This window comes from Muriicola sp. SD30 (assembly GCF_041205185.1).
GTDB lineage: Bacteria > Bacteroidota > Bacteroidia > Flavobacteriales > Flavobacteriaceae > Muriicola.
The window spans coordinates 553,789-566,280 of sequence record NZ_JBGEWB010000001.1; the positions used below are offsets into that span (position 1 = coordinate 553,789).

The 12,492-nt window shown below is 41.4% G+C and carries 13 protein-coding genes; 8 read left to right on the top strand and 5 right to left on the bottom strand.

What is annotated here, in order from left to right; translation table 11 throughout:
• Positions 1–3: 3 nt before the first annotated feature.
• Positions 4–603, top strand: a complete 600-nt coding sequence (locus tag AB8P51_RS02470; RefSeq protein ID WP_369747185.1) for an NUDIX hydrolase — start codon at positions 4–6, stop codon at positions 601–603.
• Here the strand turns inward: AB8P51_RS02470 and AB8P51_RS02475 are convergent.
• The 4 genes from AB8P51_RS02475 to AB8P51_RS02490 form a co-directional block, all read right to left on the bottom strand.
• The gene (locus AB8P51_RS02475) at positions 600–1,004 is read right to left on the bottom strand and encodes a response regulator (protein ID WP_369747186.1); all 405 of its coding nucleotides are present in this window, start codon (positions 1,002–1,004) and stop codon (positions 600–602) included. The genes AB8P51_RS02470 and AB8P51_RS02475 overlap by 4 nt on opposite strands.
• Complete coding sequence (locus AB8P51_RS02480) at positions 991–3,645, bottom strand: PAS domain S-box protein (RefSeq protein ID WP_369747187.1); 2,655 nt, start codon at positions 3,643–3,645, stop codon at positions 991–993. Before AB8P51_RS02480 ends, AB8P51_RS02475 begins: the two co-directional genes overlap by 14 nt.
• 181 nt (positions 3,646–3,826) lie before the next feature.
• Complete coding sequence (gene coaD / locus AB8P51_RS02485) at positions 3,827–4,282, bottom strand: pantetheine-phosphate adenylyltransferase (RefSeq protein WP_369747188.1); 456 nt, start codon at positions 4,280–4,282, stop codon at positions 3,827–3,829.
• Positions 4,283–4,312: 30 nt separating this feature from the next.
• Complete coding sequence (locus AB8P51_RS02490) at positions 4,313–5,293, bottom strand: D-alanine--D-alanine ligase (protein ID WP_369747189.1); 981 nt, start codon at positions 5,291–5,293, stop codon at positions 4,313–4,315.
• Between the two features lie 110 nt (positions 5,294–5,403).
• Here AB8P51_RS02490 and AB8P51_RS02495 point away from each other — a divergent pair, with 110 nt between their 5' ends.
• From AB8P51_RS02495 to AB8P51_RS02510, 4 genes are all read left to right on the top strand, one after another.
• The gene (locus AB8P51_RS02495) at positions 5,404–5,991 is read left to right on the top strand and encodes a PASTA domain-containing protein (RefSeq protein WP_369747190.1); all 588 of its coding nucleotides are present in this window, start codon (positions 5,404–5,406) and stop codon (positions 5,989–5,991) included.
• A 4-nt stretch (positions 5,992–5,995) separates the two neighbouring features.
• A complete protein-coding gene (locus tag AB8P51_RS02500) occupies positions 5,996–7,021 on the top strand; it encodes an RluA family pseudouridine synthase (protein ID WP_369747191.1) in 1,026 nt (341 codons plus the stop codon).
• A 94-nt stretch (positions 7,022–7,115) separates the two neighbouring features.
• A complete protein-coding gene (gene yaaA / locus AB8P51_RS02505) occupies positions 7,116–7,877 on the top strand; it encodes a peroxide stress protein YaaA (protein WP_369747192.1) in 762 nt (253 codons plus the stop codon).
• Between the two features lie 53 nt (positions 7,878–7,930).
• Positions 7,931–8,296 (top strand): hypothetical protein, encoded by a 366-nt coding sequence (locus AB8P51_RS02510; protein WP_369747193.1) that lies wholly within the window; start codon positions 7,931–7,933, stop codon positions 8,294–8,296.
• Here the strand turns inward: AB8P51_RS02510 and AB8P51_RS02515 are convergent.
• Entirely contained in the window at positions 8,293–8,421 is a 129-nt protein-coding gene (locus AB8P51_RS02515) for a 30S ribosomal protein THX (protein WP_369747194.1), read from the bottom strand. The two genes, AB8P51_RS02510 and AB8P51_RS02515, sit on opposite strands and share 4 nt — an antisense overlap.
• A gap of 169 nt (positions 8,422–8,590) precedes the next feature.
• On the opposite strand from AB8P51_RS02515, the gene AB8P51_RS02520 reads away from it, so the two are divergent.
• The 3 genes from AB8P51_RS02520 to AB8P51_RS02530 all read left to right on the top strand — a co-directional run bounded on the left by AB8P51_RS02520 (position 8,591) and on the right by AB8P51_RS02530 (position 12,492).
• Positions 8,591–9,196, top strand: coding sequence for a uracil-DNA glycosylase family protein (locus AB8P51_RS02520; RefSeq protein WP_369747195.1), 606 nt, complete (start codon positions 8,591–8,593; stop codon positions 9,194–9,196).
• 271 nt (positions 9,197–9,467) lie between these two features.
• Positions 9,468–12,014: a phosphoenolpyruvate carboxylase gene (locus tag AB8P51_RS02525; RefSeq protein ID WP_369747196.1), complete on the top strand. Its 2,547-nt coding sequence runs from the start codon at positions 9,468–9,470 to the stop codon at positions 12,012–12,014.
• Positions 11,992–12,492 (top strand): BLUF domain-containing protein, encoded by a 501-nt coding sequence (locus AB8P51_RS02530; protein ID WP_369747197.1) that lies wholly within the window; start codon positions 11,992–11,994, stop codon positions 12,490–12,492. The genes AB8P51_RS02525 and AB8P51_RS02530 overlap by 23 nt, the downstream gene beginning before the upstream one ends.

Sequence of the window (12,492 nt, forward strand, 5' to 3'; positions counted from 1 at the left end):
CAAATGTATAAAGTTTTTGTTAATGACGCTCCCCTGGTTTTAACAAACAAACTGTCGGAAACTGTTAACGGAGAATATTTTCCTCTTAATGGGTCTGCGATCAAAACCGCGATCGATGCCCTGGCCAAAAAAAAACTGGAGGCGGCATATATTTATCATCCCAACCACGAAGAAATCCTCAAAAAATTCACCAAAAAGATTCCGCTTGCAGTGGCGGCAGGAGGGGTGGTCACTAACAAAAAAGGGCAAGTACTCTTTATCTACAGGAACGATAAATGGGATCTTCCCAAAGGGGGGATAGATAAGGGTGAAACTCTCGAGGAATGTGCGATAAGGGAGGTGGAAGAGGAAACCGGGGTGAAAGGACTTAAAATAGAGAATTACCTTAAGACCACCTACCACGTTTTTAAAAAAGGCGGGGTGTACAAACTAAAGGAAGTCCACTGGTATGCAATGAAAACATCCTACAAAGGAAAACTTGTGGGGCAGAAGAGTGAGAAGATTGAAAAGGTGAAGTGGAAAGGCCCCAGAAAGATAAAAAAGGCACTTGAAAACTCCTATACGAATATCAAGAGTCTGTTCGAAGTGGATAAATTCCACTAAGCTGCCTTTGTAATTTCAAGAATATCATTCTTTCTGATAGGTTTGTTTTTGAATTCCAACAGGTGGTGAGTAATTTCCTTAAATCGTTCCCACTGCTGCTTGTCATAAGGATCGATGGAAGAAGTAACGATGTTGATTCTTATCTTTTCCTCAACTTCGAGTTCAAGAAACTTTTCAAGAAATTGCCATCCATCCATTATGGGCATATTGATATCCAGGAAGATGACCTGTGGAATGGTTTCCTGATTTTTAACCCTCTTACTGATATCGTCTATTGCCTCCTTACCATTGACATAGGTTTTGATTTCCTCCGCCAGATCTAGAAGACTCAGCATTTTCTTTATTCCAAATACGGTAATCGGATCATCATCAATGATGCAAACACTTTTAATTTTTGTCATTGAAGTAGATTTTAAATGTTGTGCCTTTCCCGACTTCACTATCAACAGTTACTTTTCCGTTCATTGCCTCAACCTGATTTTTGGTAATATATAGTCCGATCCCCCTGGCGTCAGGATTCTCGTGAAATGTTTTGTACATCCCGAATAATTTACTGCCGTGTTCTTCCAGATCAATTCCGAGCCCATTGTCTTTGATGCTCAACACAGTATAATTTCCTTCCGTTTCGGCTGTAAGCCTGACGACGGGTTTTCGCATCGGATTCCTGTATTTTATTGCATTGGTGATAAAGTTCATCAGAATACTCTCTGCATAGGCTGGTACTGCTTTAACTTCAAGCTCCTCCGCTACATCATTGATGATCACAGCATTGTGGTTTTTTAAGTAGGCCGTGAGGTTTTTCTCTACATTCTGGATTTTTTCAAAAAGACAAACCGGTTTTTTATCCAGGTTGATATTAGTACTTATCGCCACCACCTCATTGAGGTTTTCGAGTGTTTCCAGAAGATTGTCGGAAGCCTCCATCAGCATTTTTATAATTCTGTTTTTTTCTTCTGCATCCGTTTCACTCACCAGGAAGTCGAGAAGCATAGAGAAATTAGCAGTATGCGACCTGAGGTTATGGGAAACGATATGAGCAAAATTGACAAGCTTTTTATTTTGTATGGAGGTGACATTAATAAGGTCGTGTAATTCGTTCTCCTTGCGCTTGAGGTCTGAAATGTCCAGACTGATACCGATCAGACCTTTCACTTTGTTATCACTGCCCACCAACGGGATTTTTGAACTTAAAAAGGATGTTGCTGTACCATCTTTTTTTACACTTGTTGTCTCCTTACGCAACATCGGTTTACGGGAATTGATCACTTCCAGGTCTTCATCCCTTGAGATTTGGGCCGACTTTTTATCGTAAAAGTCGAAATCGTTTTTCCCGATAACATCTGATTCTGTTAGGCCTACATAGTCTAGTTCGGCCTTGTTTACCAGTATTTTCCTCGATTCGAGGTCCTTGATAAAGACATTCAGGGGCAAATTGTCAATTAGGGTTTTTAATAATTGTTTCTCTTCCCTTAGCTGTGCTTCTGTGAGTTTACTTTCGGAAATATCCTGGGCGGTTGACCAGAGTAATTTTCTTCCCTTTTTATTTCCTACCAGGGAGCCACTGACCAATACTGGAAACTGTGTACCGTCCTTTTTGATATATTCCTGTTCTTCAGGACCGAAGGTGCTAGTTGTTTCAATTTCTTTTTTGATCCTGTGCAGCTGGGTTTTGGAAACGGTCAATAGGATGTCCTGTACCTTGAGTTTTCCAAGATGCTCTCTGGTATATCCGGTCGTTTTTTCGAAAGAGGAGTTAAAGTCCAGGATCTCGCCGGTTTCAAAGTCACTCAGGATATAGCTGGTAGGAGACAATTCGTAAAGTGCACGGAATTTTTGTTCACTTTCCTTTAATTTACGTCTGGCTGCAACCATTTCTTTGATCATTCGTCCTTCAGCCAGAAGCGAAAAAATATTCCCATGCTCGTCGTAAACGGGTTTTAAACTGAAATCGACAGGGATAGGATTCTTATCCTTGTCGAGTACAACGATCTCGCTTCTCATCACTTCTCCTTCCGAGGCGGCCCTGATGATTTCTTTAAGTCCGTCCTTCACATAATCCGGAGTTGGCCACCAGTAGGCATCCCAGAATTTTTTATTGACAACTTCTTCTTCTTTAAGGCCTGAAAATTGCAAGGCCGTTTCATTGACCTCAAGAAAAGTACCCTGAGTATCGAGGATTCCCGTAAACTGATACGAGGAATTAAAAATACTTTTAAAGTGGCGCTCCTGTCGTTTGCTTTTTAATTCGGATTTAATCTTGGGTGTAATATCCCGGAATGTACCTACAAGCCCTAGCAGTTTACCTTTTTTAAAAATTGGTTTTCCGGTTGCTATCACTGTAATCTCATTTCCTTTAGCGGTAATAAGTTCACAGCTGACTTCGTAGTCCTCGCCTTTCTGAATGGCGTTATCAAAGGCCATTGCAATTGTATTTCTACCGTAGCCTTCCTTGTAGAAGTTTATCGCTGTATCTATATTTGGTTCATAGGTTGGGACAACTTCGTGAATTTTTTTTGTGATCTCACACCATTTAAGTCGATTGCGTTCCAGATCAAATTCCCAACTGCCTACATCTGTAATCTCCGATTTTGCCGCCAGAAGGGTTTCCAGTTTTTCGGCCTGTAATTCTACATTGATTCGTTCGGTGACATCTTCTGCTTGCAGGATTACCCCTACGATATTTTCCTTTTCGTCATACCAGGGGATATTTTGCCATTCAAACCACTGAAGAGATCCATCTGCTCTAAGGTGCTGATGGACACTTTCTCCACTTGCAATCCCCTTAAGACAATCCTTTAGCGCTTTTCCCCAGTCCTTATCAACACTGCCAAAGAGTTCTGTCAGGTTGCGTCCCATAACGTCCCTATTATCAAAGTCAAAATCATTGATCCACTTATCAGAAACATGGACCACCTCGTAATTTTTATTAATAAAAGCAGTTGCCGTTGGCAACTGTTTTACGAGGTAGTTTAAGGTTACTGTAGGCGTTCCACGCAACATATTGTTGTAATTTCCTACTAAAGTATTCTGATTATTCATCATTCCTTAATGATTGTTGTGAACCTGCCTAAAGACGTTGTGTGCGTACAATATTCTATGGAATGTAGGCAAATACAACACAAAAGTAAGAAAAAACCTACAATATTGTATTATAAGGGAATGATCTCAGATGTTGAATCCTTTCGGTAAAGTCACTGCTATTTCCTTATCTACCGGAAATAAATCACTTAAACCTCACCGTATCAGGAACAAGGGAGGTGTAGTCACCTCCGTTTCTAATGACATCGCGAACTATGGAAGAGCTGATGTAAGATTTCCCTGAGGATGTAAGAAGGAAGACCGTTTCAATACCAGAAAGTTTTCTGTTTGTATGTGCAATGGCCTTCTCAAATTCAAAGTCGGCCGGATTTCTGAGACCGCGAAGAATAAAATTTGCGTTTACTTTTTTACAATAGTCGATAGTTAACCCCTCATAGGTATCAACCTTGATCTGATCCTGGTTTTTAAATGCTTTTTCAATAAAAGATTTGCGTTGATCCTCATCAAACATATAGGTCTTTTCAGCATTGGTTCCAATGGCTATGATGATCTCATCAAAGAGATGTATACCTCGTTCAATGATGTCGTAATGTCCTAAAGTGATGGGGTCAAAAGATCCCGGGAAAATAGCGCGTTTCATGTACCGACTTCTATGTAGGGATAAAGGTACTTAATTTTCATGTAAAGCCTCCTCCACGGCACTTTCGAAGAGTTCAGACAAAGAAATACCTGCCGCAAGGGCCTGCTGTGGTAAAATACTTTGCTCTGTGAGTCCGGGAGTTGTATTCATCTCCAGCATATGAGGAACTCCGTCTATCAATATAAATTCACTTCTTGTATATCCTTTCATCCCCAGGGTGTTATAGATCATTTGGGCAACCCCTCTCACTTCTTCACTCTCTTTTTCAGAAATTCTCGCCGGTGTGATTTCCTGCGATTTTCCCTGGTATTTGGCCTCATAATCAAAAAAGTCATTTTCACTCACAATTTCGGTGATGGGCAGTACCTTTGTTTCACCCTTGTACGTAATGACGCCTACAGAAACTTCTGTTCCTACAAGACAGGATTCTATGATTATCTCCGGATCTTCCCTGAAGGCGTGTTCAATCCCTTTGCTCAACTCTTCGGGCTTGTGGACTTTGGTGATCCCGAAACTACTTCCTGCTCTGTTCGCTTTTACAAAACAGGGAAGCCCTACCTTTTTTAGAATTTCCTCTTCGTTTATTTTGTCCCCCTGGTTCAGGTAATAGGAAGTAGCCATTTTAATACCGTAAGCTTTTAAAACACTCAAAAGATCTCTTTTGTTAAAGGTAAGTGCAGCCTGATAATATCCGCATGATGTCTGCGGCAGGCTGAGCAATCTGAAATAGGCCTGCATTAATCCGTCTTCGCCCGGCGAACCGTGTATGGCATTAAAAACGCAGTGGAAGGAGATCTTTTTCCCTTCTATCTCAACTGAGAAGTCGGCCCGGTTTACCGGGTATTCCTTATCCGAATCGTCCAGGCATACCCATTTATTCGTAGATATCACAACCCGGTATGGATTATATCGTTCCCTGCTGAGGTGATTAAAGACATTTTGCCCGCTTAGTAGAGAAATCTGGTGCTCACTGGAATAGCCGCCCATGATTATGGCAATATTCAATTTCATAAGTACTGAGGTGATAACATTTGAATGATATAATGAGCCGTTATAACTCATTCAAAGTAAAGAAAAAAGCATTCGGTTTCCTATCTTTGCCAGGCGTTAAGCTAAACTTTATGAGGAATTTTATTGATTTTCTTCGCAGCAAGACATTTCTGATTAACCTGGGCCTGGCCCTCCTGGCCGGATTTTTAATCTCCTGGCTGGCGCTCGAATGGTTAAAATCGTCAACTCAGCACGGAGAACTCGTAGAGGTTCCCAATGTTTCAAAAATGTCGGTGATGGAGATGCGGGAGGCCATTGAGGAGTCCAATCTGAGATATGAGGTTCTTGATTCAGCCAACTACGATCCTGATTACCCCCGTTTTTCAGTTATTGAACAGAATCCGCCTGCGGGAAACATGGTTAAGGAGAACCGAAAAATTTACGTTACCATAAACCCCTCTGGCTACAAAAAAGTCACTGTCCCTAATATAGTCCAGGTTACACAACGCAATGCAGCCTCCATGCTCAGGGCAGTGGGTCTCGACATTGAACGCGTCACCTATATTGATGAATTGGGAAAAGACATGGTCTATTACGCCAGGTATAAGGGGAAGAATATTCAGCCCGGCGACAAACTACCAAAAACTTCAAAGATCGAGCTCATCTGCGGGAATGGCAGGATACCGAGTCAGGCCAGGATCAGATCAGAAGCCCAATAAATTTATGGAAAGCAAAGCCGCCCAGGACCCCGGAGAAGACGATCTTTTTGAACACCACCGTTTTATTGCCGGAAAGGGTCAGGAACCCCTCAGGGTTGATAAGTTTCTGATGAACTTTATTGAAAATGCTACCAGAAATAAGATTCAGCAAGCGGCCAAAGGTGGGAATATCTGGGTAAACAACAAGGTGGTAAAACAGAATTACAAGGTAAAGGCTGAAGATGAAGTACGGGTGCTCTTTGAACATCCCCCTTATGAATTCCTTCTTACACCTGAGAACATTCCTTTGGATATAGTATATGAGGACGACTCCCTATTGGTGGTAAACAAAGCTGCGGGCATGGTTGTTCATCCGGGACACGGAAATTATTCGGGGACGCTATTAAATGCTTTGGCCTATCACATAAGTGATCTTCCGGAAAATTCAAGTGGACGCCCCGGACTTGTTCATCGTATAGATAAGGATACTTCAGGACTCCTGGTAATTGCGAAAACCAGTGAAGCAATGACCAATCTGGCAAGACAGTTTTTTGAGAAATCGAGTGAAAGACAATACGTTGCCCTGGTATGGGGAAGCATTGAAGAGGATGAAGGTACCGTAGAAGGGAATATCGCCCGGAATCCAAAAAACAGATTACAGATGCAGGTATTTCCTGAAGGGGAGCAGGGGAAGGAAGCGATTACTCATTTTAAGGTTTTGGAACGACTTGGTTATGTAACCCTGGTCTCCTGCGAACTTGAAACCGGCCGAACCCACCAGATCAGGGTGCATATGAAATATATTGGTCATACCCTTTTTAACGATGAGCGATACGGGGGCGATAAGATTTTAAAAGGCACAACTTTCACCAAGTACAAGCAATTTGTTGAAAATTGTTTCAAAATTCTACCCAGACAGGCCCTTCATGCAAAAACGCTTGGCTTTATCCATCCAAAAACGGGAAAAAAAATGAAATTCGATACAGATATTCCAGAAGATATGGCTGCCTGTATTGATAAATGGAGACATTATTCCCAACATAGTCGATAGTATAAGTCCTTTCAATATCTCTATCAGAAACAATTTGGTAAGGCTTTGTACAATTTTAATTTTCCTTTATATTTTCGTCTGAAATTGCACCTATATGAAAATTGTTATATCCCCGGCAAAGTCTCTTGATTTTGAAACAAAAGTGCCTGTAGAACAGCACAGCATTCCATCCTTCCTGAAAGAGACGGAAAGGATTCAGAAAGTTATGGTTAAAAAGAAGCCCAGGTCGCTGATGAAGTTGATGGATATTTCAGCATCCCTGGCAGAACTCAATTGGGAACGCAACCAGAATTTTAGCCTGCCTTTTACGCCAGATAATGCCCGACAAGCTATGTACGCCTTTGACGGTGATGTTTATACGGGCCTTGATTCATATACAATTGCAGAGGATAAATTAGCCGATGTTCAGGAAAAATTGCGCATCCTTTCCGGTTTGTATGGAATTTTAAAACCACTAGACCTTATTCAGCCCTATCGTCTTGAAATGGGAACATCCCTGAAAATTGGCAGGAAAAAGAATCTTTATGAATTCTGGAAACCTACCCTTACCAATGCCCTGAATGATGAGATGGAGGATGGCGAAATGCTGGTGAACCTGGCGAGTAATGAATATTTTTCTGTCCTGGATTCCAAAAAGCTCAAGGCGAAGATCATTACCCCCGTTTTTAAAGACTGGAAAAATGACAAGCTTAAAGTGCTGAGCTTTTTTGCCAAAAAGGCCAGGGGTTCCATGGTAAGGTATCTGATAGATTCGGGTGCAGAATCAATTGAAGACATAAGGGGATTTGCGGAAGACGGATACCAGTTTAGCAGGGAACATACCCTAAAAGAGGATCAGCCGGTCTTTATTCGGTAATATTTCGCAGAAGTTTACGTTTTATTTCTTGTAACCTCCTTTAAATTCTCTATATGAAAAAGGTACTCTTTCTTTTTGTCACAATGGCTGTTGTTAACCTGGGCTGTACAGACAGGGATGACGATTTGTCTGCGGTGAATATCAGGATAAAGAACTCGAGTTCCCTTGCATTCGACGAGGTTGTCGTAGCAGATGAAGAACATATATTTGAAAATCTGTCTCCTGATTCGTATTCGGAATATCAGGAATTTGAAATGGCATACCGTTATGCCTATATCAGGATAACTTCAGGAGAAGAGTCTTTTGTGCTGCAACCAATCGACTTTGTAGGAGAAGAAGAGTTACCCCTTGGCCTTTATACATATGACCTCAACCTCACAGAAGAGGGCGAGGTTATCCTAGAATTTGTAATCGATTAAGTTTTACTTTTTGTATTGATTTTTTCCTCAACTGTAGGTCTTTTCTTTATTTTTCTGCGTCGTCTTACGCCGTAGGATTTATTAGCTATTTTACCGCGTTTACTGCTCTTGTCTCCTTTACCCATTTTTTAAAAATTTCTATAAGTTAATTATTGTTTCTCAAAGCAACAAGTTGCAAGGGGAGCTGTATTTGAACTAGTCGGCGAGAAATAGTACCTTGTTCCCCAAGTTCCAGATTCTTTGTTCCTGCATACTCATCCATATCCGCCCTTCCTTTTTCATCGAGCCACTAAGATGATTGTCGGCACATTACCTCCGCCACGTTTTACTCAGGGAGCGTTGAAACCCGGAGACGTAAATTTCTGCTACGGCAGCCGAGACGGGCAACTTTGGCGTATTCTGGACACTATTTTCGATCTCAACCTCAGTTATGAAACCTCTGAAAAAGCAATTGAAGAACGCAAGCAGTTTTTGCTTGAGAGGGGAATTGCCATATGTGATATTGTAGCCAGTGCACGACGACAAAAAGTGGATGCTTCAGATCTGGGGATGAAGGACATTGAACTTCGTGATATTGTTGGTTACCTCAGGGAATACCCCAATATTAACACTCTGATATTTACAGGGGGAAATAGTGTCAACGGCCCTGAATACCTATTCAGAAAACAAATTAAAGAGCAGGGATTACGCTTAAAAGCTGTTGTGACCGAAGTTCCCCGGATTCACGAGTTTCAGCTCGACCTTCCCCGGAGGACCATTCGTACGGTTTCACTCACAGCACCGTCGGGGGCAGCGAATCGCGCAGTAGGCAGCATGGAGGCTTATAAGGCAATCAAAGCGACTCGTCCTGATTTTAATACATTCGACTTCAGAGTGATGCAGTACAAATCCTTTTTCTGAACAAAAAAAAAGAGCCCTGCTTTAAAACAGGACCCTTTAACGAGAACACTATGTGAAAATGAAAAATTGTTATCAATAATTACATCTGCAATATAGGACCGGGGATGGGAAAGGGATAATCATTGTTGTGAAGGCTGTTGGTTTTGTTGTCAGTATGCCTTATTTTGTTATTTCGGTTCTCCAAAACAGATTAGAATCGGATTATTGATGATATTTACCGCGCTAAATCCGATTAAATTATCGGTTCAACCAAACTAGTACAGCTAATCATATGCCACAAAGCAAACGCCTGGAAGAATTTAAAAAACTGGTCACCAACAAGTTCTATGTATACAACAGCTTGTTTCTCAACCTCCCTTACCGGAATATTGAGAATATCGGGGTAATGATCCCCCTTCTTTTCTACCAATGTGAAAAAGGACTGCAAGCAGGCCTGAAGCCGCAGGAAATACTCGATCATTTTTTTGAAAATTATGCCGAGATTTCCAGCGAAAAGGATAAAATCGACTTTATGTTCAGGATCATACAATACGTGGAACGACAAGTTGTATTGTACGATAGTGTAGAGGATGCTGCTTTTCCCAAATTACACGAATACAGCACTTCGAGATCTATCAGGGACTACTTCCAGATGGTCGACAAGACGAAGAACTGGAATGCAATATCGAAACAACTGGAGTCCTTTAGTGCCCGGATCGTCCTAACAGCGCATCCCACACAATTCTATACTCCGGCTGTGCTTGACATTATTGAAGAGTTAAGACAATTGATTCTCGAAGATAAAATCAACGACATTGATGTGGTGTTGCAGCAACTGGGCCTTACTTCTTTGATCAATGCCAAAAAACCAACCCCCCTGGAGGAAGCCAAAAATATTATCTATATCCTGAGGAATATCTACTACGATGCGGTTGGGGAGCTCTACAGCTATATAAAAGCCAATGTTCACAAGGAAAATTTCGTCAACTATGATATTTTAAAACTCGGATTCTGGCCAGGGGGAGATCGCGATGGGAATCCGTTTGTAACGGCTGAAATTACTAAAAGTGTAGCCGATGAGCTTCGAATTACCCTGATGAAGTGTTATTACAATGAACTAAAAAGGCTCAGGAAGAAACTAACTTTTAAAGGACTTCAAAAACCACTAAACCAATTGCAGGACCAGCTCTATGTTGCTATGTTCGACGCAGGGAAGGCCCTGAGTTTCGATGAGATCATGGCCCCCCTGAAGGAGATCAGTGAAATGCTTGAAAGTCGGTATCAGGGTTTATACAGTGAGGACCTCGAAAAGCTTATGGATAAGGTAAGTATTTTCAGAACTCATTTTGCTACCCTTGACATCAGGCAGGACCACAGTAAGCATTATCAATTGATTGAGCAAATTCTTTTAAAGCAGGGAATCGTAAAAGAATCTCTTTCTGAAATATCGGATAAAAAACTCATGGACATCTTGCTGCATAAGGAGATACGTTTAGAGGAAAAGGATTTCGATGACGAGATTCATCAAGATACGATTCGCAATATTAAACAGTTAAAAGCTATCAAAGCAAAAAATGGTGAAGACGGGTGTAACCGATATATCATCAGCAATTCTGAAGATGTCAATTCGGTGCTTTTTGTTTATGCCCTGTTTCGCTGGTGTGGTTATGCGCCTGAGGACATTTCCTTTGACATAGTCCCACTTTTTGAGACTATGATAGGGATGGAACGATCTGAGGAGATCATGAATACGCTGTTTTCACTTCCGGAATACCAAAGTCATCTGACCAGACGCGGTCAGAAGCAAACCATGATGCTAGGTTTCTCAGATGGTACTAAAGACGGAGGCTATCTCAAGGCTAACTGGTCTATATTCAAAACGAAAGAAACTCTTTCCAAAGTATGTTCAAAACACGGGTATAAGGCCATCTTTTTTGATGGCAGGGGCGGTCCTCCTGCCAGGGGTGGAGGAAAAACACATCGCTTCTATGCGGCACAAACACGGGATATCGCCAATAATGAGATTCAGCTTACAATTCAGGGGCAAACGATTACCAGTACCTACGGGACAAAAGAGCAGTTTATCCATAATTCCGAACAATTGCTTACTGCAGGACTATCTAATAACCTCTTTGGTAAAGAACATGTGATCAATGCGGCCTCGCGGAAACTCATAGAAGAGTTGTCCCAGTTGAGTTATGAGAAGTACGACGCCTTAAAACAGCATCCCAAATTTATTCCTTATCTGGAGAATAAAAGTACGCTGAAGTATTATACCAAGGCCAACATTGGGAGCAGACCCGGCAAGAGAGGACAAAAGGCCAAACTGGAACTTTCCGATTTACGTGCGATATCTTTTGTGGGCTCCTGGAGCCAGCTGAAACAGAATGTTCCGGGCTATTACGGCATTGGAACAGCCCTCAATACCCTTGTGGAACAAGGAAGGCTCAGTGAACTGAAAAAGCTCTACAAGGAAGTGCCTTTTTTTGAAGCTTTGATGCTCAATAGTATGATGTCTTTGTCTAAATCCTATTTTGAACTTACCGCATATATGAAAGATGATCCGGAGTTCGGAGCGTTTTGGGAATTGCTACATGAAGAGTACGAACTCTCTAAACGTATGCTACTTAAAATCAGTAACTTTAAAATCCTTATGGAGAATGAGGTAGTTTCTCGTGAATCTGTAAAAATCAGAGAAAATATTGTATTACCATTGTTGGTCATTCAGCAATACGCCCTTTATAAGATCAGCCAGGAAGCATCAAACAGAGATGTTTACGAGAAAATCGTAACTCGGTCTTTATACGGCAATATTAATGCGAGTAGAAATTCAGCCTGATAAAAGAGTCATGAATTCGTATGGTATAAATAAAAGTATATTCCAGCTAACCTATCGCTCCAGGGCAGCAGAGGGCCTCACCACCTCGCAGATCATGGAGATTGTTGATGAGGCTGTCGCCTTTAATAAAAAGCATGATATTACAGGTTGTCTGGTGTTCGATCAGGGTTTTTTTATACAACTCCTGGAGGGTGAAAAAGAAATCGTTGAAGAGTTATACACCAAAATAAAAAAAGACCAGCGTCACTTCCAGTTTGAAATTTTATCAAAAGGGTGGACTTCAGAGCGACAGTTTCAATCCTGGGACATGGGATATATTTCGATGGAAGAGTATGACCTGGGGGAAAAGGCCGAATTGGTTAGTAAAGCCAGAAACGCATTAGATACTATTTCCACAAAGAACGATTTTACCCCAAAAGTATTCTGGTATAATATATATACGCTGCTAACGGCTTCAAAATTCTACAAAAACCTCTGA